Raw genomic sequence first — 22,360 nt, 5'->3', positions numbered from 1 at the left:
CACGCTTGCGGGCATCCGGCGTTCTCGTTATAAGTCCCTGCAATTCAACGACCGACAAGCCCCATGAGCCAAGCCGACCTCCTCGATCAAGACCCCGTATTCCAGCTCAAGGGCAGCATGCTCGCGGTGACCATCCTCGAACTGGCGCACAACGACCTGGCGAGGCTCGAACGGCAACTCGCCGACAAAGTGGCGCAAGCGCCCAACTTCTTCCGCGACACCCCCCTGGTCATGGCCCTCGACAAGCTGCCCGAAGGCGAAGGTCGCCTCGACCTGCCGGCGCTCCTCGAGGTCTGTCGCCGCCACGGCCTGCGCACCCTGGCGATCCGCGCCGGGCGCGAGGAGGACATTGCCGCCGCCCAGGCCCTGGACCTGCCGGTGCTGCCGCCCTCGGGCGCCCGCGAACGACCGCTGGACATCAAGGACAGCGCCCCGCGCAAGCCTGCCGAAGAGCCCAGCCCGAGCGCCGGTGAAGCCAGGCCCGAGCCGGCCAAGGCGGAAGAGAAGCCCGCCGAGCCCGTCAGCCGCCCGACCAAGGTGGTGAAGACCCCGGTGCGCGGCGGCATGCAGATCTACGCCGCCGGCGGCGACCTGATCGTGCTGGCCGCGGTCAGTCCCGGCGCGGAACTTCTCGCCGACGGAAACATCCATGTGTACGGCCCGATGCGCGGACGCGCACTGGCCGGCGTGAAAGGCGACGCCACGGCGCGAATCTTCTGCCAGCAGCTGGCCGCCGAACTGGTCTCCATCGCCGGTAACTACAAGGTCGCGGAGGACCTGCGACGCAGCCCGCAGTGGGGCAAGGCAGTGCACGTCAGCCTGTCGGGTGACGTGTTGAACATCACCCGCCTTTAACGGATACTGCCGCCACTTTCAGGGACCAGAATTCTTACGTTTTTCATTGGGGTGAATCACCTTGGCCAAAATTCTCGTAGTCACTTCCGGTAAGGGTGGCGTCGGTAAAACCACCACCAGCGCAGCTATCGGCACCGGCCTGGCCTTGCGCGGTTTCAAGACCGTCATCGTCGACTTCGACGTCGGCCTGCGTAACCTCGACCTTATCATGGGCTGCGAACGCCGCGTGGTGTACGACTTCGTCAACGTCGTCAACGGCGAGGCCACCCTCACCCAGGCCCTGATCAAGGACAAGCGCCTCGAAAACCTGCATGTCCTGGCCGCCAGCCAGACCCGCGACAAGGACGCCCTGACCAAGGAAGGCGTCGAGAAAGTCATGGCCGAACTGCGCAAGGATTTCGAATACATCATCTGCGACTCCCCGGCGGGCATCGAGAAAGGCGCCCACCTGGCCATGTACTTCGCCGACGAAGCGATCGTCGTGACCAACCCCGAGGTTTCCTCGGTACGCGACTCCGACCGCATGCTCGGCCTGCTGGCAAGCAAGTCGCAGCGCGCCGAGAAAGGCGAGGAGCCGATCAAGGAACACCTGCTGCTGACCCGCTACAACCCGGAGCGCGTCACCAAGGGCGAGATGCTCGGCGTCGACGACGTCGAGGAGATCCTCGCCATCCGCCTGCTCGGGGTGATCCCGGAATCCCAGGCCGTGCTCAAGGCGTCGAACCAGGGCGTGCCGGTGATCCTCGACGAGCAGAGCGACGCCGGCCAGGCGTACAGCGATGCGGTCGACCGCCTGCTCGGCAAGGAAATACCGCATCGATTCCTCGATGTGCAGAAGAAAGGATTCCTGCAAAGACTGTTCGGAGGACGTGAATGAGCCTTTTAGACTTCTTTCGCAGTCGGAAATCGCAGAACAGCGCTTCCATCGCGAAAGAACGACTGCAGATCATCGTTGCCCACGAACGTGGCCAGCGCGCACAGCCGGATTATCTGCCCCAGTTGCAGAAAGACCTGCTGGAAGTGATCCGCAAGTACGTACCGATCGACCAGGAGCAGATCCAGGTGGAACTGGAGAACCAGGGCAACTGCTCGATCCTGGAACTCAACATCACCCTGCCGGATCGTTGATTCGCCCAGGGTCCATACTGCGGCGGCCATTGGCCGCCGCAGTCGTTTCACCGAGCCTGCCCGCCAGGCTCCCTGCCGCCTCCCGGCGATGAGCCCGTTCGCTATGCCGCTGTCCCAGATCCGAATCGTTCACCAGGATGACGCCCTGCTGGTGGTCGACAAGCCCACCCTGCTGCTGTCGGTGCCCGGTCGCGCCGATGACAACAAGGACTGCCTGGTCACCCGCCTGCAGGAAAACGGCTATCCCGAGGCCCGCATCGTCCACCGCCTGGACTGGGAAACCTCCGGCCTGATGGTGCTCGCCCGCGACGCCGACAGCCACCGCGAGCTGTCCCGCCAGTTCCACGACCGCGAGACCGAGAAAGCCTATACCGCCCTTTGCTGGGGCCTGCCGGAACTGGACAGCGGGCGCATCGAACTGCCGCTGCGCTACGACCCGCCGACCAAGCCGCGTCACGTGGTGGACTTCGAGCACGGCCGCCACGCCCTGACCTTCTGGCGCGTGATCGAGCGTCATGAACGCTGGAGCAGGGTCGAGCTGACGCCGATCACCGGCCGTTCGCACCAGTTGCGCGTGCACATGCTCTCCATCGGCCATCCGCTGCTCGGCGACCGCCTCTACGCCAACCCCGAAGCCCTCGCCGCCCACGAACGCCTGTGCCTGCACGCCAGCCTGCTGTGCCTGACCCATCCGCAGAGCGGCGAACGCCTGCGCTTCGAGTCGCCGGCGCCGTTCTGAGCCTTCCCCGCCGCGTCCCGGCCCGCCGGGACGCCGCCCGCCGATTTCCGGTACCCCGTCTTGCCATACAACGACCAGCTTCCGCTTTTTCTGGCCGGCCCCGCCGCCAACGACCTGAACCCCGTCGGACAATACGATAGACTGCATGGATTGCCGTCCGGAGCCACTATGCGCGCAGAACTCAACCAGGGCCTGATCGATTTCCTCAAGGCCTCGCCCACGCCTTTCCATGCAACCGCCAGCCTCGCCCGCCGCCTGGAAGCCGCCGGCTACCGCCGCCTCGACGAGCGCGACGCCTGGCACACCGAAACCGGCGGCCGCTACTACGTGACCCGTAACGACTCGTCGCTGATCGCCATCCGCCTGGGCCGTCGCTCGCCCCTGGAAAGCGGCTTCCGCCTGGTCGGCGCGCACACCGACAGCCCCTGCCTGCGGGTCAAGCCGAACCCGGAGATCGCTCGCAACGGCTTCCTCCAGCTCGGCGTCGAAGTCTATGGCGGCGCCCTCTTCGCCCCCTGGTTCGACCGCGACCTGTCACTGGCCGGGCGCGTCACCTTCCGCGCCAATGGCAAGCTGGAAAGCCGCCTGGTCGACTTCCGCAAGGCCATCGCGGTAATCCCCAACCTGGCCATCCATCTCAACCGCGCCGCCAACGAGGGTTGGCCGATCAACGCGCAGAACGAACTGCCGCCGATCATCGCCCAACTGGCGCCGGGCGAGGCCGCCGACTTCCGCCTGCTGCTCGACGAACAGCTGCTGCGCGAGCACGGCATCACCGCCGACGTGGTACTGGACTACGAGCTGTCGTTCTACGACACCCAGTCCGCCGCGGTGGTAGGTCTCAACGACGAGTTCATCGCCGGGGCGCGCCTGGACAACCTGCTGTCCTGCCACGCCGGCCTGGAAGCCCTGCTCAACGCCGAAGGCGACGAGAACTGCATCCTGGTCTGCACCGACCACGAGGAAGTCGGTTCCTGTTCGCATTGCGGCGCCGACGGTCCGTTCCTCGAACAGGTACTGCGCCGCCTGCTGCCGGAAGGCGACGCCTTCAGCCGGGCGATCCAGCGCTCGCTGCTGGTCTCGGCCGACAACGCCCATGGCGTACACCCGAACTACGCCGACAGGCACGACGCCAACCATGGCCCGGCGCTGAACGGCGGTCCGGTGATCAAGATCAACAGCAACCAGCGCTATGCCACCAACAGCGAAACCGCCGGCTTCTTCCGCCACCTCTGCCAGGACAGCGAAGTGCCGGTGCAGAGCTTCGTGACCCGCAGCGACATGGGATGCGGCTCGACCATCGGCCCGATCACCGCCAGCCAGGTCGGCGTGCGCACCGTCGACATAGGCCTGCCGACCTTCGCCATGCACTCGATTCGCGAGCTGGCCGGTAGCCATGACCTGGCGCACCTGGTCAAGGTGCTCGGCGCCTTCTACGCCAGCAGCGAGCTGCCCTGAGCGCCAGGCGCGCTCACGCCCCGGGCATTCGCCCGGGGCCACTCAGGCGTGCGCAGCGTGCCATTCGCTGCGCAACAGCGTGTAGATCGCATGGTCGTGGGCACGCCCGGCGATGATCTCGTTGGCCCGGATCACTCCGTCGCGCCGGAAGCCCTGGCGCTCGGCGGCGCGCTGGCTGCGCAGGTTCTCGGTGGAACAGCGGATCACCAGGCGCTGCCGGTCGTAGCCAAGGAAACCCAGCTCGATCGTCTTCCCCAGCGCGCGGGCCAGCAGCCCGCGCCCTTGCGCGGACGCCGCCAGCCAGTAGCCGATGCTGGCGCTGCGACTGTCCTCGGTGAAGTCGTGCAGGTCGATGACGCCGACCAGGCATCCGGATTCTACGATCCCGCAGCGGCAGCTCCTGCGCTCCGCCCACAACCGCTGGCCTTCGCCAATGAAACGGCGGGTATCGTCCACGCTTTGCGTCAGCGGCACCCACGGCATCCAGGGCGCCAGGTGCTCGCTGTTGGCACGCACCAGGCGGAACAGCTCCTCCGCGCGCGGCTGGTCGAGCAGCTCCAGGTGCAGGTCGGACGAAATCGGCAGTATGAACATGCGAGGGCTCCTTTTCCCGGAGCCCCATCCTCGCAGAAGGTGCCGCAGGTCGTCGACGCGTGGCGTTACTGCGGTACCTCGACGCTGATATGGATGGCGTCGTGGCGCCAGAACTCCAGGTCGCAGTCGATCAGCCGATCACGCTGGTCGCGGTTGATCCGGCTGATGCGCAGGGCCGGGCTGCCCACCGCCACCTTCAGCGGCGCCGCAGCCTCGGCATGCAGTGCCGTGGGCACCATGTCGAAACGCACCCGCCCATAGTGGATGCCGTACTCGCTGGCATAGAGTTCGGTCAGCGAGCGGGTCAGGTCGTGGCCGAGGATCCCGGGGAAGTACTGCGCGTTCAGGTAGTGCTCGACATACAGCACCAGCCGCCCGTCCACCCGCCGCGCCCGGCGGATCTGGTAGACGCTGGACAGCGCCGGCAGCTCCAGCAGCTCGCAGACCGCCGCGCTCGCCGGCATCTGCCGGGCCGACAGAACCTCGGTCGCCGGCACCCGGCCCTGTTCGCTGACCATCGCATGGAAGTGACTGCGGACCAGCGGGTTGTAGGCCAGCCGCTCGGGGGAGACGAACCAGCCGCGGCGCTCCTCGCGGTAGATCAGGCCCTGCGACTCCAGTTGGATCAGCGCCTCGCGCAGGGTGATCCGGGTCGTCGCGAACAGCTCGCTGAGCTTGCGCTCGGCCGGCAGCTTGCCACCCGCCGGCAGCAGACCATGGCCGATCTGCTCGCTGAGCGCCCGGCAGATCGCCGTTACGGTGGGGAGCGCTTCGTCACGCATCGACAGCTTCCTTATTGGTCTAGTCCAGCCCCAACAAGGGGCATTTCCGCCGGCCCGCCCTGTGCCTCCGGCTCGTCCGATGCTAGGAAACCCAGATGACCGGGACGTGACAGCTACAAGACAACGGTCTTCCCGGAGGCGCCCGGCGCCCATGGAGTCGAGGGCTTAAGCATGGTCTACGCTTCTGCGGATGCAAGCCGCGGCGATGCCAGGCGCGGCTAGTTGACATGAAACCGTCATCCAGCGGCTCTAGATTGGCCTGGGTCTTGCTGATCTAGACCACACCCGCGGCAGTCCCGCCCGAAGGAGCGTCGAGAACTCCCGAGGCTGCCCGACCGAACCTCTCGAACGAAGGAGCACCGAATGAAACGCATGCTTGCTTCATTGCTGGGAACCGCCATCGCCCTCGGCAGCGGCCTGGCGTTGGCCGCCGAAGCGGACCTGCAGGCGCTGGAACAGGCCGCGCGCAAGGAAGGCCAGGTCAACAGCGTCGGCATGCCCGACAGCTGGGCGAACTGGAAGGACACCTGGAAGGACCTTGAGAGCAAGTATGGGCTCAAGCACATGGATACCGACATGAGTTCGGCCCAGGAGCTGGCCAAGTTCAAGGCCGAGAAGGACAACGCCAGCGCCGACATCGGCGACGTCGGCGCCGCCTTCGGCCCCATCGCCGTGCAGCAGGGCGTCAGCCAGCCGTACAAGCCGAGCACCTGGGAACAGATCCCGGCCTGGGCCAAGGACCAGGACGGCCACTGGGCACTCGCCTACACCGGGACCATCGCCTTCATCGTCAACAAACAACTGGTGAAGGACGTACCGCACAGCTGGGCCGACCTGCTGCAGGGCAAGTACAAGGTCACCATCGGCGACGTCAGCGCTGCCGCCCAGGCGGTCAATGGGGTGCTCGCCGCGGCCATCGCCAACGGCGGCGACGAGAAGAACATCAAGCCGGGCCTGGAGTTCTTCGGCAAGATCGCCAAGCAGGGCCGCCTGTCGCTGACCAACCCGGTGATCGCCACCCTGGAAAAGGGCGAGGTCGAAGTCGGCATCGTCTGGGACTTCAACGGCCTCAGCTACCGCCAGCAGATCGACCCGGAGCGCTTCGAGGTGCTGATCCCCTCGGACGGCTCGGTGATCTCCGGCTACACCACCATCATCAACAAGTACGCCAAGCACCCGAACGCCGCCAAGCTTGCCCGCGAGTACATCTTCAGCGACGCCGGACAGATCAACCTGGCCAAGGGCAACGCGCGACCGATCCGCGCCGAGAGCCTGACCCTGCCGGACGACGTGAAGGCCCAACTGCTACCCAACGAGCAGTACGCCAAGGCCCAGCCGATCAAGGACGCCAAGGCCTGGGAGGAAACCTCCAAGCGCCTGCCGCGGCAGTGGCAGGAAGCGGTGATCATCAACATGCAGTGACGCGGAGCGCGGCCGCCCTCCCCGGCGGCCGCCCCGCATCGACGGATACCCCGAATGCGCCACGACGTCATCCTCGTCCTGCTGGACGGCCTCAACCATAGCGTCGCCCGCGACTGCATGGGGCATCTCCAGGCCCTCTGCGGCGCCGGCCGCGGCCAGTCGTACCGCCTGGAATGCGAGTTGCCTTCGCTGTCCCGGCCGCTCTACGAATGCATCCTCACCGGAGTGCCGCCGATCGATAGCGGCATCCTGCACAACGACGTGGTCCGCCTGAGCCAGGAACAGAGCCTGTTCCACTACGCCCGCGCGGCCGGCCTGAGTACCGCGGCAGCGGCCTACCACTGGGTCAGCGAACTGTACAACCGCGCGCCGTTCGACCCGGCCCGCGACCGCCACACCGACGACAGCGCAATGCCGATCCAGCGCGGACACTTCTACTGGAGCGACCACTATCCGGACTCGCACCTGTTCGCCGACGCGGAAAGCCTGCGCCGCCGGCACGCACCGAACTTCATGCTGGTCCACTCGATGAACATCGACGACGCCGGGCACAGGCACGGCCTCGCCAGCCCCGCCTACCGCAACGCCGCGCGGCGCGCCGACGCACTGCTGTCGGAATACCTGCACCAGTGGCTGGCGGCCGGCTACCAGGTGGCGATCACCGCCGATCACGGAATGAACGAGGACCGCAGCCACGGCGGCATCCTCGAGGAGGAGCGCGAGGTGCCGCTGTTCGTCTTCGGCGACGCCTTCAGCCGCGACGACCTGGCGCAACCGCTGCAGACCGACCTCTGCGGCACGCTCTGCGAAATCCTCGGCGCCGCCCACGACAAACCCGTCTGCCGGGAGCTGCTCGCCCCATGAAACGACTCTCCGGCAAATGGCTGGCGCTGCTGTTCCTGCTGCCCTTCGCGGCGTTCTTCGTGATTTTCCAGATAGCGCCGCTGGCCTGGGTCGCGCTGAACAGCCTGAAGGCCAGCGACGCCTGGAGCCTGGCCAACTACCTCGAGCTGTTCGGCTCGCCCTTCTACCGCCAGGCGATCCGCCACAGCCTGGAGATCGCCGGCTGGTCGAGCCTGCTCGGCCTGCTCATCGCGGTGCTCGGCAGCCATTCGCTGCGCCACGTCGACAGCCGCCTGCGCGACTTCGTCATGGCCTTCTCCAACATGACCAGCAACTTCGCCGGGGTACCGCTGGCGTTCGCCTTCATCATCCTGCTCGGCTTCAACGGCGCGCTGACCCTGTTGCTCAAGCAGGCCGGCTGGATCGACGACTTCAATCTCTACTCGAAGACCGGTCTGATAATCCTCTACACCTATTTCCAGATCCCCCTCGGGGTGATGCTGCTCTACCCGGCCTTCGACGCCCTGCGCGAGGACTGGCGCGAGTCCGCCGCGCTGCTCGGCGCCAACGGCTGGCAGTACTGGCGACACATCGGCATCCCGGTGCTGACCCCGGCGCTGCTGGGTACCTTCGTCATCCTCCTGGCCAACGCCCTCGGCGCCTACGCCACGGTGTACTCGCTGACCACCGGCAACTTCAACGTGATCCCGATCCGCATCGGCGCGCTGGTCGCCGGCGACGTGTTCCCCGACCCGAACATGGCCAGCGCCCTGGCCATGGTGCTGGTCGGCCTGATGACCCTGATCACCCTGGTCCACCAATGGCTGCTGCGCAGGAGCTACCATGTCGCGCGCTGATCGACGTCCTGCCGCGCTCTACCATCGCCTGGTGGTCTGCGCGCTGTTCCTGATCCTGGTCCTGCCGCTGGCGGCGACCCTGCTCTACTCGCTGGCCACCCAGTGGTCGGCGACCCTGCTGCCGGACGGCCTGACCCTGAAGTGGTACCTGACGCTGTGGAGCGACCAGCGCTTCCTGCTGGCCTTCGCCCGCTCGCTGCTGGTCTGCTTCGGCGCCCTGGCGTTCAGCGTGTTGCTGATCCTGCCGCTGATGTTCGTCATCCACTACCACTTCCCGCGCCTGGACGGCGTGATGAACGTGCTCATCCTGCTGCCCTTCGCGGTGCCGCCGATCGTCTCCTCGGTGGGCCTGCTGCAACTCTATGCCAGCGGGCCGCTGGAAATGATCGGCACGCCCTGGGTGCTGGTCGGCTGCTACTTCACCATCGCCCTGCCGTTCATGTACCGGGCGATCACCAACAACCTGCAGGCGATCAACCTGCGCGACCTGATGGACGCCGCCCACCTGCTCGGCGCCAGCACCTGGAAGGCGGCGCTGCTGGTCGTGCTGCCGAACCTGCGCAAGGGCGTGATGGTGGCCCTGCTGCTGTCGTTCTCCTTCCTCATCGGCGAATTTGTCTTCGCCAACCTGCTGGTCGGTACCCGCTACGAGACCCTGCAGGTGTTCCTCAACAACATGCGCAACAGCAGCGGCCACTACACCAGCGCAGTGGTGGTCTCCTACTTCGTGTTCGTCCTGGTCCTGACCTGGGCGGCCAATCGACTGAACAAGGACAAGGCCTGATCATGTCGTTCGTCAGCGTCGAACAGCTCGACAAGAGCTACGGTGCCACCAGCATCTTCCGCGATATCGACTTCGCCGCCGCCCGCGGCGAGTTCGTCACCCTGCTCGGCCCCAGCGGCTGCGGCAAGTCCACCCTGCTGCGCTGCATCGCCGGGCTGACCGAGGTCGACAGCGGGCGCATCCTCATCGACGACGAGGATGTGGTGCCTTTGCCGCCGCAGAAGCGCGGGATCGCCATGGTGTTCCAGAGCTACGCGCTGTTCCCCAACATGACCGTGCAACAGAACGTCGCCTTCGGCCTGCGCATGCAGAAGGTGCCTGCGGCGGAACTGAAGCAGCGGGTCGCCGAAGCCATCGAACTGGTGGAACTGGGCGAGTACGCCGCACGCTACCCGCACCAACTCTCCGGCGGCCAGTGCCAGCGCGTGGCGCTGGCCCGCTCGCTGGTGACGCGCCCGCGCCTGCTGCTGCTCGACGAGCCGCTGTCGGCCCTCGACGCGCGCATCCGCAAGCACCTGCGCGAACAGATCCGCCGCATCCAGCAGGAGCTGGGGCTGACCACGGTGTTCGTCACCCATGACCAGGAGGAAGCGCTGACCCTGTCCGACCGCATCGTCCTGATGAACGCCGGACGCATCGTCCAGAGCGGCGACGCGGAGACCCTCTACACCGCGCCGGAAAACGCCTTCGCCGCCGGCTTCATCGGCAACTACAACCTGCTCGACGCCGAACAGGCCAGCCGCCTGCTCGGCCAGCCCTGCGCGCAACAGGTGGCGATCCGCCCGGAATCCCTGCGCCTGGGCAACGAACCGAGCGAAGGCGTGCCGGCGCTGGTACGCTCGCACAGTCTGCTCGGCAACGTGATCCGTTACCGCGTCGAGGCCGCCGGGGTGGAACTCACCGTCGACGTCCTCAACCGCAGCGCAGACCGCCTGTATCCGGCCGGCAGTCAGCTGACGCTGGTCATCGATCGCAACAGTATTCGAGAGGTAGCTTGATGAGCCTGGTGATCTTCGACCTGGACGAGACCATGATCCACGGCGACTGCTCCAGCCTGTGGAGCCAGCGCATGGCGAGTCTCGGCTGGGTCGACGAATCCTTCGTCCGCCGCGACGCCGAACTGATGGAGCAGTACGCCGAAGGCAAGCTGTCCATGGACCTGTACATGGACTACACCCTGCAACCGCTGATCGGTCGCAGCGTCGAGGAAGTCGAGCGGGAAGTGGAGGCCTACGTCGAGGAGGTCATCGAGCCGCTGATCTACAGCGACGCCTGCGCCTGCCTGGCGCGCCACCGCAGCGCCAACGACCGGGTGCTGATCGTCTCCGCATCCGGGGTGCACCTGGTCAAGCCGATCGCGGCGCGGATCGGCGTCGACGAAGTCCTCGCCATCGATCTCGAAGTGCTCGACGGACACTACACCGGCCGCACCCTCGGCACCCTCACCTATCGCGAAGGCAAGGTATTGCGTCTGCTCGACCTGCTGGAAGGAGACGATCGCCAACTGGCCGACGCCTGGTTCTACTCGGATTCGCGCAACGACCTGCCGCTGCTGAAGCTGGTCGGCCATCCGAATACGGTCAATCCGGACCCGACCCTGCTCGCCTACGCCAAGGAAATGGGCTGGCCGGTCAACGCCTGGCGCTGACAGGCTCGCTGCGAAAGCGCGAGCGGATCGCGCTTTCCATCGCGTCGCCGAAGCGGCCCTTCAGGCCAGCGACGGGTCCACCACCAGCACGACCTTGCCCTGCACCTGGTTGCTCGCCAACGCCTCGAACGCCGCCTCGGCGTCGACGATCGGGAAGGTTCGCTCCAGCTGCGCGCGGAGTTTCCCGGCGGAGAACAATGGCCAGACCTTCAACCCCAGTTCGGCGATCAACTGCGCCTTGAACTCGGCATCACGGGTACGCAGGGTCGAGCCGGTCAACTGGATGCGTTTGCCTAGCAGTTGAGCCAGGTCCAGTTGCGCCTCGCGGCCGCCCATCAGGCCGATGATCACCCAGCGCCCGTCGCGCCGCAGCAACTCCAGGTTCAACCCGGCATAGCGGGCGCCGACCGGATCGAGGATCACGTCGAACGGGGCGAAATCGCGCAGCGATTCCAGGCTCTGCTTGCGCAGCACGCCGCCGGCGGCGCCCAGGGATTCGCAGTAGGCCAGGCGTTCGGCGGAACCGACGCTGACCCAGCAGGGGTTGCCGAACGCCTTGCACAATTGGATGCCGGCCGAACCGACGCCGCTGGCGCCGGCGTGCAGCAGCACTTTCTCGCCGGGCTGCAACGCCGCCAACTGGAACAGGTTCAGCCAGGCCGTGGCGTAGACCTCCGGAATCCCCGCCGCCTCCGCCAGGCTCAGCCCTGCCGGGACCGGCAGTACGTGGCGCGCGTCCACCACCACTTCCTCGGCCATGCCGCCGCCGGCGAGCAGCGCGCAGACCCGGTCGCCGACCTGCCAGGTGCAGCCCGCGCCCACCTCGCTGACCACACCCGCACACTCGAGCCCCAGCGCCGGGCTGGCGCCGGGTGGCGGCGGGTAGAGCCCGGCCTTCTGCAACAGGTCGGCGCGGTTGAGTCCGGCGGCCGCCACGCGGATGCGGATTTCGCCCTGACCGCAGGACGGGGCGGCGATTTCCGACCACTCGACACGACCTTCGATACCTTGCAATGCGTTCACGCTGCCTCCATAGTGGGGTTGTCACGGCCCGATCACCCAGAGTCGGGCTTTTTGCATTGCGCCAAGGGAACCCGGCGCCGGCTAATAAGGCCTAATATGCGTCATTACTCCGCGATCAGTCGAATCAGCATGAAGCGTTTTCTGCCCCGTACCGCCCTGTTGCTCCTCCTCGGCGCCAGTTCGCTGCCGCTGTTCGCCTCGACCGCCGTCTCCGTCGGCAGCGCCCAGAATTCCTGGGACAGCCTGCAGCCGGACCGCGAGCAGGTCATCGCCAGCCTCAACGTGGTGGAACTGCTCAAGCGGCACCACTACAACAAGCCGCCGCTGAACGATGAACGCTCGGCCAAGATCTACGACAGCTACCTGAAGATGCTCGATCCGGCGCGGATGTACTTCACCGCCGGCGACATCGCCGAGTTCGATCGCTGGCGCAACAGGTTCGACGACTTCCTCAAGAGCGGCGACCTCGATCCCGGCTTCGTCATCTACAAGCGCCACCTCGACCGCCTGAAAGGTCGGCTCGACTACGCCCTGGCGATGCTCGACAAGGGCGTCGACAAGATCGACTTCAGCGTCGACGAGAGCCTGCTGATCGACCGCGAAAAGGCCCCCTGGGCGAAGGACACCGCAGAGCTCGACGACCTCTGGCGCAAGAAGGTGAAGGACGAGGTCCTGCGCCTGAAGATCACCGGCAAGGACGACAAGGCGATCCAGGAACAGCTCACCAAGCGCTACAAGAACCAGCTGTCGCGCCTGAAGCAGACCCGCAGCGAAGACATCTTCCAGGCCTACATCAACGCCTTCGCCCAGTCCTACGATCCGCACACCCAGTACCTGTCGCCGGACAACGCGGAAAACTTCGACATCAACATGAGCCTCTCGCTGGAAGGCATCGGCGCGGTGCTGCAGAGCGACAACGACTACGTCAAGGTCGTACGCCTGGTGCCGGCCGGCCCGGCGGCGAAGAGCAAGCAGATCGCCACCTCCGACAAGATCATCGGCGTCGCCCAGGGCAAGGGCGAAATGGTCGACGTGGTTGGCTGGCGCCTGGATGAAGTGGTCAAGCTGATCCGTGGGCCGAAAGGTTCCCAGGTACGCCTGGAAGTGATTCCGGCGAGCAACGCGCCGAACGACCAGACCAGCAAGATCGTCGCCATCACCCGCGAGGCGGTGAAGCTGGAGGACCAGGCGGCGAAGAAATCCATCATCAAGGTCGACCACGAAGGCCGCAGCTACAAGCTCGGCGTGATCGACCTGCCGGCCTTCTACCTGGACTTCAAGGCCTACCGCGCCGGCGACCCGAACTACAAGAGCACCACCCGCGACGTGAAGAAGCTGGTCGCCGAATTGCAGAAGGACAAGGTCGACGGCATCGTCCTCGACCTGCGCAACAACGGCGGCGGCTCCCTGCAGGAGGCCACCGAGCTGACCGGCCTGTTCATCGACCAGGGCCCGACCGTACTGGTGCGCAACAGCGACGGCCGCGTCGACGTGCTCAACGACGACGAAGGCAAGGCCTTCTATACCGGCCCGCTGGCGGTACTGGTCAACCGTCTCTCGGCCTCCGCCTCGGAGATCTTCGCCGGCGCCATGCAGGACTACCACCGCGCGCTGATCCTCGGTGGACAGACCTTCGGCAAGGGCACCGTGCAGACCATCCAGCCGCTCAACCACGGCGAACTGAAGCTGACCCTGGCGAAGTTCTACCGAGTCTCCGGTCAGAGCACCCAGCACCAGGGCGTGATCCCGGACATCAGCTACCCGTCCATCGTCGACGACAAGGAAATCGGCGAAAGCGCCCTGCCCGACTCGATGCCCTGGGACACCATCCGCCCGGTGGTGAAGGACGAGGCCAACCCGTTCAAGCCGTTCCTCGCGCAACTCAAGGCCCAGCACGACGCGCGCACCGAGAACAATGCCGACTTCGTCTACGCCCGCGAGCGCCTGGCGCTGGCCCAGGAGCTGATGAAGGAGAAGACCGTCAGCCTGAACGAGGCCAAGCGCCGCGCCCAGCAGACCAGCATCGAGAACCGCCAGTTGGCCATGGAGAACGCCCTGCGCAAGTCCAAGGGCCAGGAGCCGCTGAAGGAACTCAAGCGCGAGGACGAGAACGCCCTGCCGGAAGAGGACGACAAGACCAAGCCGCAGGACGACGCCTACCTCACCGAGTCCGGGCACATCCTGCTGGACTACCTGAACCTCAACTCGGCGGTGGCCAAGCACTGAGTTCAGCGGGAGCGTCATAAAACAGTCATGGGACTGTCGTGAAATACGGGGCCGGTTGCACAACCGGCCCTTTTTCATTGCGACGAGAGCGTTCCATGACCGTCACCGAGCAGTTGAGCGCCCTGGACAGCATCCTGGCCCACGGCGACCTGCACTGCCTGTTCCAGCCCATCCTCTCGCTTTCCGAACGGCGCCTGGTCGGCTACGAAGCGCTGACCCGCGGTCCGTCCAACAGCCCACTGCACTCGCCCCTGGCGCTGTTCGCCGTGGCCCGCCAATGCGGAAGGCTGAGCGAACTGGAACTACTCTGCCGACAACGCGCCTTCAGCCGCTTCCGCGACATCCAGGGCGACGCCATGCTGTTCCTCAACGTCTCCCCGGAGTCCCTCCTCGAGGCCGGTCATCCGCCCGGCCGCACCCTGCAATTGCTGCAACAGCTGGGGATCTCGCCGAACCGGGTGGTGATCGAACTGACCGAGCAGACCCCCATCGACGACTTCGACCTGCTCGACACCGCGCTGCACCACTATCGCGCCATGGGCTTCTCCATCGCCCTCGACGACCTCGGCGCTGGCTACTCCAGCCTGCGCCTGTGGTCGGAACTGCGTCCGGACTACGTGAAGATCGACCGCCACTTCGTCGACGGCATCCACCTGGACACCGTGAAACGCGAGTTCGTCGGCTCCATCCTGAAGATGGCGCGGGCCTCTCGCGCCCAGGTCATCGCCGAAGGCATCGAACTGCCCGAGGAACTCGCGGTGCTTAGCGAGATGGGGGTCGACCTGGTGCAAGGCTATCTGTTCGGCCGCCCGCTGGAACACCCGGCGAGCGACGTACAACAGATGCTGCCCAGCGCTGACGCCCCCAGCCAGTCTTCCAGCGACGAGCACGGCGACCTGCGTGCGCTGCTGCTGGAACAGCGCGCGGTCGACGTTCGCACCTCGACCCAGGAAGTGGTGGAAATCTTCCGCCGCCAGGCCAACCTGAACTCCCTGGCGATCCTCGACGAAGAGGGGCGTCCCATCGGCATCGTCCATCGCCACGCGCTCACCGACGCCTTGCTCCGGCCCTTCGCCTGCGACCTGTTCCTGCGCAAGCCGATCAGCCGCCTGATGAGCGACGATTTTCTCGCCGTGGAACTCGGCCAGACCCTGCAGCAGGTCAGCCGCCTGCTGACCAGCCGCGCACGCCAGCGTATCGAGGAAGATTTCATCATCACCCGCGGCGGGCACTATGCGGGCATGGGCCGGGTGATCGACGTGCTCAGGCTGATCACCGAGGAAAAGCTCCAGCAGGCGCGGCACGCCAATCCGCTCACCTTGCTTCCCGGCAACGTGCCGATCCAGCAATGCCTCGAACGCCTGCTGCAACAAAGGCGCGAGGCGGTGATCTGCTACATCGACATCGACAGCTTCAAACCCTTCAACGATCTCTACGGCTACGCCCGCGGCGACGAGGTCCTGCTGTGCCTGGCACAGTGCCTGAGCGAACGGATCGACCCGGGCAGCGACTTCGTCGGCCATATCGGCGGTGACGACTTCATGCTGGTGCTCGGCCCCGAGGACTGGCGCACACGGATCGACCGGTTGCTGGAAACCTTCCAGAGCCAATGCCGGCGCTTCTACAGCCGCGAGCACCTGGACGCCGGCTGTTTCGTTGCGCACAACCGCCATGGCCAGCGCGAGGAGTACCCGCTGCTGTCATTGTCCGTCGGCGTGGTGCATCTACCGGCCGAAGCCTGCCAGGGAATGGATGCCGCGCACCTGGCGACGCTGGCCTCCGAGGCCAAGCGCCAGGCCAAGGCGGTGCCAGGCTACAGCCTGCACCTGATCGAGGCCGCCTGAACCGTTCGTTCAGCTATAGACCGAGCGCGGACGCCCGTTGCGCATAGTGCTCGGCGCGCTCGCTGTCCGGCGCCAGGCCCGGGCCTCCATCGCGGTAGAGTTCCGCCAGCTTGCGCGCCGCCAGCGGGTGGCCCGCCTCTGCCGCTAGTGCCCAGTGGCGGCTGGCTGCCAGCGCGTCGGGCGCTTGCCGGCTGTCGCCCTTGAGCGCCTGCACGCCGAGCTGGTAGGCCGCTTTCCCATCGCCCGCGCTGGCAGCCAGGCGCAGCAGGCGCAGGCCCTCCTCGCGCGCGCCGAAGCCCTGTCCACGGAACAGCAGCAGGTGACCGTAGAACGCCTGGGCGTCGCGGTGTCCGAGGTTGGCCATGCGCGAGAACTGCCCCTGCATCCACTGCCAGGCTCGCGGCTGCTTGACCAGCCAGGGCCAGCCCAGCAACTGCCGGGCCACGCCGTAACCGAGGCGGGCGCGCAGGCGCCAGATCCATTCAGAGTTCATCGGGATACTCGAATTCGAAGACACGGACCACTTCCGCCGCATGCCAGCCAGCCGCGGCCGGGCCGTCCGGCGGACCGGAAAAACGCCCGAGGCGCTCCACGCACTCGAAGAAACCGGTGCGTGGCAAGCGGCTTGCGCCCTGGCTGATGACCAGCGAACTGCGCAACGGACGCCCCGAGCGCGCATCCAGCGATGCCAGGTGCTCGAGAGCCGCGGTGAGGGTGGTCATCGCCGGAGTCGGCAGTTGCAGGCGCTCGATCAGCGCCCGGTAGGTGAGCAGATGACGCTGGCGACGCGCATCTTCGATTTCCAGCAGCAGGCTATCCCAGTGTTTACGGCTGATCAGCACACTCAAGGTCAGGCCCCCGTCGCTTTGCCCAGCACACGCTCCAGGGCGAACAGGATGGCCTCGCTGGCCTCGCGTTCGCCGCGTTCGATCATCGCCATATAGGAAGGACTGATACCGACCTCCCGGGCCACCTGTTCCAGGCTCAGGCCGCGCGCCTCGCGGCGCTCCAGCAGACTCGCGGAAGGCGGCGCCGGCGCGGTCGTCTCCACCGCGACACTGGCGGCCGGGCGACCAGCGGCGGCCAGCAACGCCTGGTATTCGGCCCAGGGCAACACCGCGTATTCCGCCTCGCCGTCTCGCGTGATCACTTGGACATTCATGTCGGTCTCCTTGCAAGCCGCCATCTTATCAGGCACCGCGCCGCTACGGACTGGCTATACTGCTGCCCTGGTCACACAGTCTGCCTGGTGGAGGAGCCCACGGGTGCGCCGGAGAAGTCTTGGTTTGTGCATCCTGCTGGGAGTCGGACAGGCCTTCGCCGGCGAGCTGCGCTGGGGCTTCAGCCCTGCCGACGGCATGCCCTACGTGGACATCGTCGACCACCAGCTGCAAGGCGGCTTCACCCGCCAGTTGGGGGAGCGGGTCGCGCAGCGGCTGGGATTGTCGCTGCGTTTCGTGGAAACGCCGAACCGAAGGATCGACGGCTTCATGGCCAGCGGACATATTCACGTGATCTGCAACTCCAACCCCGGATGGGATAGCAAACCCGAACGCTACCATTGGTCTCCTGCCCTCTTCGAAGAGCAGGACGTCCTGCTGCAGCGCGACGACCGTCCGGCGATCCGCGACTTCGCCGAGCTGCGCGGCAAGACCCTGGGTACAAGTCTAGGCTATGTCTACGCGGACAATCTCATGCAGGCCTTCGCTGCCGGGGAAATTCGCCGCGAAGATACCCGCGACCTGGCCAGTCGCGTGCAGATGCTCAAGCGTTCGCGCCTGGACGCCGCGGTGGACATGCGCCGCCCGCTGCTCTACCTGACGCGCCAGCATCCCGAGCTGGGCCTGAGGGTCAGTCCGCTGGTACTGCAGAGCTATCGGATGCACTGCATCTATGGCGGACAACTGCCGGTCCCCGTCGAAAGTATGGACCGGGTGCTCGATGAGATGGTCAGGGACGGCAGCATCGGGCGCCTACTGGAAAACAGCCTGCAAGCGCCTCAGGAACCCTGAACGCGCTCCGCCCTGGGAGCCGGCAGCTCTCGCAGCGCCTGTTGCGTCTCGACGCCCTGGGCGTCACGCCAGACCTTGAAGGCATCCAGCTCGGCCTGCCAGCGACGCACTACCCAGGCCAGGACGGCCAGATCGTCGAGCAGGCCGACACCGAAGATGAAGTCGGGAACGATATCCACCGGCGAAAGGAAATAGGCCAGCGCCGCGATCACCGAGAGCAACGCCTGGCGGCTGAGTCCGCGGTATTCGCCGCGAACCCAGGCCACCAGCAGTTCCTGCAGCAGGCGCAGGTCGCTCTTCACCAGCTTCAGGCGCGAGCGCTTGCGTGCTACTGCAATCAACAAGGCGGGCACCCGGCCACGGGCCAGGAAACGTTCCGCGATCCCCAGGTAACGACTGAATCCTCGTGGTGCATCCATCCTTCCACCTCGCTCAAGCGCTTGCCGCCGAAGCTCTCCGGGTTATCCACGCATACTGTGGATAACCTTGTGAACAGCCCCCCCTTCCGTCGGCGAGAAGCCCGTCGCTACAGGCTTTCCGACAGATCGGACACTTTTTAGACAATACTCTAAAAGCATTGAAAATCAAGGGTTTGACCTAGCGCAACGGACAACCCGAGGTCAATACCGTAGGTCGGGTCGACGTGCGACAAATGTGTGCATAAGGGTAACACCGGCCGTGCCCTCGACCTGTTTTCAGACCCTCGCGGCAGCGCCTGGGTTCAGCCGAATCCGCAAATGAAAACGCCCCGTCATGGACGGGGCGTTTCATGCATCGCGGCGGAAAAATTACTTCTTCGCGTCCGCCTTGGCTTCGGGCTGCGCTGCGGCACCGGCCTCGGGCTCCGCGTCCGGTTTGGACGGATCCTTGATGCCGAGCAGTTCCATGTCGAAGACCAGTACCGAGTTGGCCGGGATCGCCGGGCTCGGGCTCTGCGCGCCGTAGGCCAGCTCGCTGGGGATGTACAGCTTGATCTTCTCGCCGACGTGCATCAGTTGCAGGGCTTCGACCCAACCCGGGATCACGCCGCTGACCGGCAGGTCGATCGGGCTGCCGCGCTCGATGGAGCTGTCGAAGACGGTGCCATCGGTCAGGCGGCCTTCGTAGTGGACGGTCACCACGTCGGTGGCCTTCGGTTGCGGGCCATCGGCCTTCTTCACGATTTCGTACTGGAGGCCGGAAGCGGTGGTGGTCACGCCGTCGCGCTTGCCGTTTTCCTCGAGGAACTTCTTGCCGGCCTTGGCGTTTTCGTCGCCGATGGCGGCCATCCGCTCCTCGGCACGTTTCTGCAGGAAGGCGAAGGCTTCGGTCAGCTCTTCATCGGTGAGCTGCTGCTTCTTCTTGCCGAGGGCGTCTTCGATGCCCTTGGCGACGGCTTTCGAATCCAGGTCGTCCATGCCTTCCTGGGACAGGCTCTTGCCCATGTTCAGGCCGATACCATAGGAAGCTTTCTGTGCCGGAGTCTTCAACTCAACGTTGGTCTGCGAATCGCAGCCGGAGAGAACCAGACCGACCAGTGCGATCGCTGCTGCCAACCGATGTTGTTTCATGCTGAGTCCTTTAATCTGTTCGCCGCTCGGGCATATTCGATGAAGCCGCGAGCTTAGCAGGCTGTCGCGACCAGTGGCTATGGGCAATAGGAACAGGTGCGCGCGGATAAGTTCAAGGCCGAACTTTCCGAAAAATGAAGGAGATAGCAGAACGAACGCGTGGAACGAGGACAGAAGAACAGCGGAAAGGAAGCGTCGAGAAACGTCGAATTATGAAGCGGGAAGGAAGCGCAAGAGATACAGCTGAGGAAGGAAATGGCGCAGCGGACGGGACTCGAACCCGCGACCCCCGGCGTGACAGGCCGGTATTCTAACCGACTGAACTACCGCTGCGCGTAACTTGCGAGATTGGTGGGTGATGACGGGATCGAACCGCCGACCCTCTGCTTGTAAGGCAGATGCTCTCCCAGCTGAGCTAATCACCCTTCACTCTCGAAGTGGGGCGCATTCTACGGAGCGACTCGCCCCCTGGCAAGCCCCTCGATGAAAAAAATTTTCTGCCGTTCCAAGGAGTTAGCGACGGACCGGGGTTGGCCTGAGCCGCCAGCGGCGGAATAATGGGTCCTTTGTGCCCGGAGAGAACGACCCCATGTGGTTCCGCAATCTGCTCGTCTACCGCCTCACCCAGGATCTGCAACTGGATGCCGATTCCCTCGAGAAAGCCCTCGGCGAAAAACCCGCCCGCCCCTGCGCCAGCCAGGAGCTGACCACCTACGGCTTCACTGCGCCGTTCGGCAAAGGCCCGGACGCACCGCTGGTACACGTCAGCCAGGACTTCTTCCTGATCTCGGCACGCAAGGAAGAGCGCATCCTGCCGGGCAGCGTCGTGCGTGACGCACTGAAGGAAAAGGTCGACGAGATCGAAGCCCAGCAGATGCGCAAGGTCTACAAGAAGGAACGCGACCAGTTGAAGGACGAGATCGTCCAGACCCTGCTGCCGCGCGCCTTCATCCGCCGCTCCAGCACCTTCGCCGCGATCGCGCCGAGCCTCGGCCTGATCCTGGTCGACTCGGCCAGCGCGAAGAAGGCCGAAGACCTGCTCTCGACGCTGCGCGAAGCGCTCGGCTCCCTGCCGGTACGCCCGCTGAGCGTGAAGGTCGCGCCGACCGCGACCCTCACCGACTGGGTCAAGACCCAGGAAGCCGCCGGCGACTTCCACGTGCTCGACGAATGCGAGCTGCGCGACACCCACGAGGATGGCGGCGTGGTCCGCTGCAAGCGCCAGGACCTGACCAGCGAGGAAATCCAGCTGCATCTCACCGCCGGCAAGCTGGTCACCCAGTTGTCCCTGGCCTGGTCGGACAAGCTGTCCTTCGTCCTCGACGACAAGTTGGCGGTCAAGCGCCTGCGCTTCGAAGACCTGCTGCAGGAGCAGGCGGAAAAGGACGGCGGCGAAGACGCCCTCGGCCAGCTCGATGCCAGCTTCACCCTGATGATGCTGACCTTCGCCGAATTCCTTCCGGCGCTCTTCGAGGCCCTCGGCGGCGAAGAAATCCCCCAGGGCGTCTGACGCCCCGCTCTCCCGGCGGCGCCCGCCGCTGGGAGAGTCGCGCCCGGCATGGCAGACTGGCGGCCGTCCAATAACAAGGAAAGCCCATGCGTGCCCTGACCGCCCTGAGCCGCTTCGTCAGCGCCAGCTTCCCGTTCTGGGTCCTGCTGTTCGCCATCCTCGCCTTCTTCCGACCTGCCTGGTTCCTCCCGCTCACCGCAGCCATCGCGCCACTGCTCGGCCTGGTGATGTTCGGCATGGGCCTGACGCTCAAGGGCGAAGACTTCCGCGAGGTCGCCCGGCACCCCATACGGGTGCTGATCGGCGTGCTGGCCCAGTTCGTCATCATGCCCGGCCTGGCCTGGTTGCTCTGCCGCCTGTTGCAGTTGCCGGCGGAGATCGCGGTGGGCGTGATCCTGGTCGGCTGCTGCCCCGGCGGCACCGCTTCCAACGTGATGACCTGGCTGTCCCGTGGCGATGTCGCCCTGTCGGTGGCGATCACCTCGGTGACCACCCTGCTCGCCCCGCTGGTCACGCCGGCGCTGGTCTGGCTGCTGGCTTCGGCCTGGCTGCCGGTGTCGTTCGCGGCAATGTTCCTGTCGATCCTCCAGGTGGTGCTGGTGCCCATCGCCCTCGGCCTGCTGGCACAGCGCCTGCTCGGCGAGCGCACCCGGCAGGTGGCGGAGGTGCTGCCGCTGGTCTCGGTATTCAGCATCGTGGTGATCATCGCCGCGGTGGTGGCCGCCAGCCAGGCGCGGATCGCCGAGTCCGGCCTGCTGATCATGGCCGTGGTGATGCTGCACAACGGCTTCGGCCTGTTGCTCGGCTATCTCACCGGCAAGCTGACCGGCATGCCGCTGGCGCAGCGCAAGGCCCTGGCCATCGAAGTCGGCATGCAGAACTCGGGGCTCGGCGCGGCGCTGGCCAACGCCCATTTCTCGCCCCTGGCAGCGGTGCCCAGCGCGCTGTTCAGCGTCTGGCACAATCTCTCCGGTTCGCTGCTGGCCGCCCTGTTCCGGCGCCTGGATGATACGCCGCGTTGAACTGGGTCCCGGTCGGGAAGCCTTGTCCCGACCGATGAACCATGCAAAATACCGCACGCAGTG

At 65.8% G+C, this 22,360-nt stretch carries 24 protein-coding genes and 2 tRNA genes; 16 read left to right on the top strand and 10 right to left on the bottom strand.

Annotated elements, in window-relative coordinates; genetic code table 11:
- Positions 1-63: 63 nt before the first annotated feature.
- The 5 genes from minC to ACI766_RS08655 all read left to right on the top strand — a co-directional run bounded on the left by minC (position 64) and on the right by ACI766_RS08655 (position 4,180).
- Positions 64-855, top strand: coding sequence for a septum site-determining protein MinC (gene minC, locus ACI766_RS08675; RefSeq protein WP_003114802.1), 792 nt, complete (start codon positions 64-66; stop codon positions 853-855).
- Between the two features lie 61 nt (positions 856-916).
- On the top strand, positions 917-1,732 hold the full coding sequence (minD, locus tag ACI766_RS08670; protein ID WP_003091579.1) for a septum site-determining protein MinD: 816 nt from the start codon (positions 917-919) through the stop codon (positions 1,730-1,732).
- Positions 1,729-1,983 carry a cell division topological specificity factor MinE gene (gene minE / locus ACI766_RS08665; protein WP_003091581.1) on the top strand — a complete coding sequence of 85 codons (255 nt, stop codon included), beginning with the start codon at positions 1,729-1,731 and terminating at the stop codon, positions 1,981-1,983. Before minD ends, minE begins: the two co-directional genes overlap by 4 nt.
- A 103-nt stretch (positions 1,984-2,086) precedes the next feature.
- Positions 2,087-2,722 (top strand): RluA family pseudouridine synthase, encoded by a 636-nt coding sequence (locus tag ACI766_RS08660; RefSeq protein ID WP_003114801.1) that lies wholly within the window; start codon positions 2,087-2,089, stop codon positions 2,720-2,722.
- Positions 2,723-2,890: 168 nt separating this feature from the next.
- Positions 2,891-4,180, top strand: coding sequence for a M18 family aminopeptidase (locus ACI766_RS08655; protein WP_003114800.1), 1,290 nt, complete (start codon positions 2,891-2,893; stop codon positions 4,178-4,180).
- Positions 4,181-4,222: 42 nt separating this feature from the next.
- Here the strand turns inward: ACI766_RS08655 and ACI766_RS08650 are convergent, their stop codons facing one another.
- Positions 4,223-4,774 carry a GNAT family N-acetyltransferase gene (locus ACI766_RS08650; RefSeq protein WP_003114799.1) on the bottom strand — a complete coding sequence of 184 codons (552 nt, stop codon included), beginning with the start codon at positions 4,772-4,774 and terminating at the stop codon, positions 4,223-4,225.
- Between the two features lie 65 nt (positions 4,775-4,839).
- Positions 4,840-5,556, bottom strand: coding sequence for a UTRA domain-containing protein (locus ACI766_RS08645; protein WP_003122232.1), 717 nt, complete (start codon positions 5,554-5,556; stop codon positions 4,840-4,842).
- 363 nt (positions 5,557-5,919) lie between these two features.
- Here ACI766_RS08645 and ACI766_RS08640 point away from each other — a divergent pair, with 363 nt between their 5' ends.
- The 6 genes from ACI766_RS08640 to ACI766_RS08615 are packed head-to-tail and all read left to right on the top strand — an operon-like array spanning position 5,920 to position 11,110.
- Positions 5,920-6,978, top strand: coding sequence for an ABC transporter substrate-binding protein (locus tag ACI766_RS08640; protein WP_003091586.1), 1,059 nt, complete (start codon positions 5,920-5,922; stop codon positions 6,976-6,978).
- A 54-nt stretch (positions 6,979-7,032) separates the two neighbouring features.
- Positions 7,033-7,842 (top strand): alkaline phosphatase family protein, encoded by an 810-nt coding sequence (locus ACI766_RS08635; RefSeq protein WP_015649204.1) that lies wholly within the window; start codon positions 7,033-7,035, stop codon positions 7,840-7,842.
- The gene (locus ACI766_RS08630; RefSeq protein ID WP_003091588.1) at positions 7,839-8,678 is read left to right on the top strand and encodes an ABC transporter permease; all 840 of its coding nucleotides are present in this window, start codon (positions 7,839-7,841) and stop codon (positions 8,676-8,678) included. The genes ACI766_RS08635 and ACI766_RS08630 overlap by 4 nt, the downstream gene beginning before the upstream one ends.
- A complete protein-coding gene (locus tag ACI766_RS08625; RefSeq protein WP_003091589.1) occupies positions 8,665-9,462 on the top strand; it encodes an ABC transporter permease in 798 nt (265 codons plus the stop codon). The genes ACI766_RS08630 and ACI766_RS08625 overlap by 14 nt, the downstream gene beginning before the upstream one ends.
- A 2-nt stretch (positions 9,463-9,464) precedes the next feature.
- Positions 9,465-10,460 carry an ABC transporter ATP-binding protein gene (locus ACI766_RS08620; RefSeq protein WP_003158332.1) on the top strand — a complete coding sequence of 332 codons (996 nt, stop codon included), beginning with the start codon at positions 9,465-9,467 and terminating at the stop codon, positions 10,458-10,460.
- Positions 10,461-10,492: 32 nt separating this feature from the next.
- A complete protein-coding gene (locus ACI766_RS08615; protein WP_134568645.1) occupies positions 10,493-11,110 on the top strand; it encodes an HAD family hydrolase in 618 nt (205 codons plus the stop codon).
- Positions 11,111-11,170: 60 nt separating this feature from the next.
- On the opposite strand, the gene ACI766_RS08610 is transcribed toward ACI766_RS08615, so the two are convergent.
- A complete protein-coding gene (locus ACI766_RS08610; RefSeq protein ID WP_003114796.1) occupies positions 11,171-12,133 on the bottom strand; it encodes an NAD(P)H-quinone oxidoreductase in 963 nt (320 codons plus the stop codon).
- Positions 12,134-12,262: 129 nt separating this feature from the next.
- Here ACI766_RS08610 and ACI766_RS08605 point away from each other — a divergent pair, with 129 nt between their 5' ends.
- Both ACI766_RS08605 and ACI766_RS08600 read left to right on the top strand, forming a co-directional pair.
- Positions 12,263-14,359: a carboxy terminal-processing peptidase gene (locus ACI766_RS08605; protein ID WP_003091593.1), complete on the top strand. Its 2,097-nt coding sequence runs from the start codon at positions 12,263-12,265 to the stop codon at positions 14,357-14,359.
- A 95-nt stretch (positions 14,360-14,454) separates the two neighbouring features.
- Positions 14,455-16,203, top strand: a complete 1,749-nt coding sequence (locus ACI766_RS08600) for a bifunctional diguanylate cyclase/phosphodiesterase (RefSeq protein WP_014602681.1) — start codon at positions 14,455-14,457, stop codon at positions 16,201-16,203.
- 13 nt (positions 16,204-16,216) lie between these two features.
- Here the strand turns inward: ACI766_RS08600 and ACI766_RS08595 are convergent, their stop codons facing one another.
- The 3 genes from ACI766_RS08595 to ACI766_RS08585 are packed head-to-tail and all read right to left on the bottom strand — an operon-like array spanning position 16,217 to position 17,365.
- Positions 16,217-16,696, bottom strand: coding sequence for a sel1 repeat family protein (locus ACI766_RS08595; protein WP_003109166.1), 480 nt, complete (start codon positions 16,694-16,696; stop codon positions 16,217-16,219).
- The gene (locus ACI766_RS08590) at positions 16,686-17,051 is read right to left on the bottom strand and encodes a hypothetical protein (protein WP_003114793.1); all 366 of its coding nucleotides are present in this window, start codon (positions 17,049-17,051) and stop codon (positions 16,686-16,688) included. The genes ACI766_RS08595 and ACI766_RS08590 overlap by 11 nt, the downstream gene beginning before the upstream one ends.
- Positions 17,052-17,053: 2 nt before the next feature.
- On the bottom strand, positions 17,054-17,365 hold the full coding sequence (locus tag ACI766_RS08585) for a helix-turn-helix domain-containing protein (RefSeq protein WP_003114792.1): 312 nt from the start codon (positions 17,363-17,365) through the stop codon (positions 17,054-17,056).
- Positions 17,366-17,468: 103 nt separating this feature from the next.
- Here ACI766_RS08585 and ACI766_RS08580 point away from each other — a divergent pair, with 103 nt between their 5' ends.
- Positions 17,469-18,215, top strand: a complete 747-nt coding sequence (locus ACI766_RS08580; RefSeq protein ID WP_014602680.1) for a substrate-binding periplasmic protein — start codon at positions 17,469-17,471, stop codon at positions 18,213-18,215.
- On the opposite strand, the gene ACI766_RS08575 is transcribed toward ACI766_RS08580, so the two are convergent.
- The 4 genes from ACI766_RS08575 to ACI766_RS08560 form a co-directional block, all read right to left on the bottom strand.
- Positions 18,203-18,634 carry a YkvA family protein gene (locus ACI766_RS08575; protein ID WP_003114790.1) on the bottom strand — a complete coding sequence of 144 codons (432 nt, stop codon included), beginning with the start codon at positions 18,632-18,634 and terminating at the stop codon, positions 18,203-18,205. The genes ACI766_RS08580 and ACI766_RS08575 overlap by 13 nt on opposite strands.
- 369 nt (positions 18,635-19,003) lie before the next feature.
- Entirely contained in the window at positions 19,004-19,765 is a 762-nt protein-coding gene (locus tag ACI766_RS08570) for an FKBP-type peptidyl-prolyl cis-trans isomerase (RefSeq protein ID WP_003091600.1), read from the bottom strand.
- Positions 19,766-20,021: 256 nt separating this feature from the next.
- Positions 20,022-20,098, bottom strand: a tRNA-Asp gene (locus tag ACI766_RS08565).
- 16 nt (positions 20,099-20,114) lie between these two features.
- Positions 20,115-20,190: transfer RNA gene (locus tag ACI766_RS08560), tRNA-Val, on the bottom strand.
- A gap of 164 nt (positions 20,191-20,354) precedes the next feature.
- On the opposite strand from ACI766_RS08560, the gene rdgC reads away from it, so the two are divergent.
- The gene (gene rdgC, locus ACI766_RS08555; protein ID WP_003091601.1) at positions 20,355-21,275 is read left to right on the top strand and encodes a recombination-associated protein RdgC; all 921 of its coding nucleotides are present in this window, start codon (positions 20,355-20,357) and stop codon (positions 21,273-21,275) included.
- Between the two features lie 86 nt (positions 21,276-21,361).
- Complete coding sequence (locus ACI766_RS08550; RefSeq protein WP_003115569.1) at positions 21,362-22,297, top strand: bile acid:sodium symporter family protein; 936 nt, start codon at positions 21,362-21,364, stop codon at positions 22,295-22,297.
- Positions 22,298-22,360 lie beyond the last annotated feature (63 nt).

It is taken from the genome of Pseudomonas sp. DL (genome assembly GCF_047199225.1).
Classification (GTDB): domain Bacteria; phylum Pseudomonadota; class Gammaproteobacteria; order Pseudomonadales; family Pseudomonadaceae; genus Pseudomonas; species Pseudomonas aeruginosa.
Note: the sequence above shows the minus strand (reverse complement) of the source record. Positions and strands in the feature narration are given on the sequence as shown.

Bases quoted from the DNA above. Each gene is read 5' to 3' on its own strand.
- minC (WP_003114802.1), top strand. From the start codon at position 64: ATGAGCCAAGCCGACCTCCTCGATCAAGACCCCGTATTCCAGCTCAAG.
- minE (WP_003091581.1), top strand. From the start codon at position 1,729: ATGAGCCTTTTAGACTTCTTTCGCAGTCGGAAATCGCAGAACAGCGCT.
- ACI766_RS08660 (WP_003114801.1), top strand. From the start codon at position 2,087: ATGCCGCTGTCCCAGATCCGAATCGTTCACCAGGATGACGCCCTGCTG.
- ACI766_RS08655 (WP_003114800.1), top strand. From the start codon at position 2,891: ATGCGCGCAGAACTCAACCAGGGCCTGATCGATTTCCTCAAGGCCTCG.
- ACI766_RS08650 (WP_003114799.1), bottom strand. From the start codon at position 4,774: ATGTTCATACTGCCGATTTCGTCCGACCTGCACCTGGAGCTGCTCGAC.
- ACI766_RS08645 (WP_003122232.1), bottom strand. From the start codon at position 5,556: ATGCGTGACGAAGCGCTCCCCACCGTAACGGCGATCTGCCGGGCGCTC.
- ACI766_RS08640 (WP_003091586.1), top strand. From the start codon at position 5,920: ATGAAACGCATGCTTGCTTCATTGCTGGGAACCGCCATCGCCCTCGGC.
- ACI766_RS08635 (WP_015649204.1), top strand. From the start codon at position 7,033: ATGCGCCACGACGTCATCCTCGTCCTGCTGGACGGCCTCAACCATAGC.
- ACI766_RS08630 (WP_003091588.1), top strand. From the start codon at position 7,839: ATGAAACGACTCTCCGGCAAATGGCTGGCGCTGCTGTTCCTGCTGCCC.
- ACI766_RS08625 (WP_003091589.1), top strand. From the start codon at position 8,665: ATGTCGCGCGCTGATCGACGTCCTGCCGCGCTCTACCATCGCCTGGTG.
- ACI766_RS08620 (WP_003158332.1), top strand. From the start codon at position 9,465: ATGTCGTTCGTCAGCGTCGAACAGCTCGACAAGAGCTACGGTGCCACC.
- ACI766_RS08615 (WP_134568645.1), top strand. From the start codon at position 10,493: ATGATCCACGGCGACTGCTCCAGCCTGTGGAGCCAGCGCATGGCGAGT.
- ACI766_RS08605 (WP_003091593.1), top strand. From the start codon at position 12,263: ATGAAGCGTTTTCTGCCCCGTACCGCCCTGTTGCTCCTCCTCGGCGCC.
- ACI766_RS08600 (WP_014602681.1), top strand. From the start codon at position 14,455: ATGACCGTCACCGAGCAGTTGAGCGCCCTGGACAGCATCCTGGCCCAC.
- ACI766_RS08595 (WP_003109166.1), bottom strand. From the start codon at position 16,696: ATGAACTCTGAATGGATCTGGCGCCTGCGCGCCCGCCTCGGTTACGGC.
- ACI766_RS08585 (WP_003114792.1), bottom strand. From the start codon at position 17,365: ATGAATGTCCAAGTGATCACGCGAGACGGCGAGGCGGAATACGCGGTG.
- ACI766_RS08575 (WP_003114790.1), bottom strand. From the start codon at position 18,634: ATGGATGCACCACGAGGATTCAGTCGTTACCTGGGGATCGCGGAACGT.
- ACI766_RS08570 (WP_003091600.1), bottom strand. From the start codon at position 19,765: ATGAAACAACATCGGTTGGCAGCAGCGATCGCACTGGTCGGTCTGGTT.
- rdgC (WP_003091601.1), top strand. From the start codon at position 20,355: ATGTGGTTCCGCAATCTGCTCGTCTACCGCCTCACCCAGGATCTGCAA.
- ACI766_RS08550 (WP_003115569.1), top strand. From the start codon at position 21,362: ATGCGTGCCCTGACCGCCCTGAGCCGCTTCGTCAGCGCCAGCTTCCCG.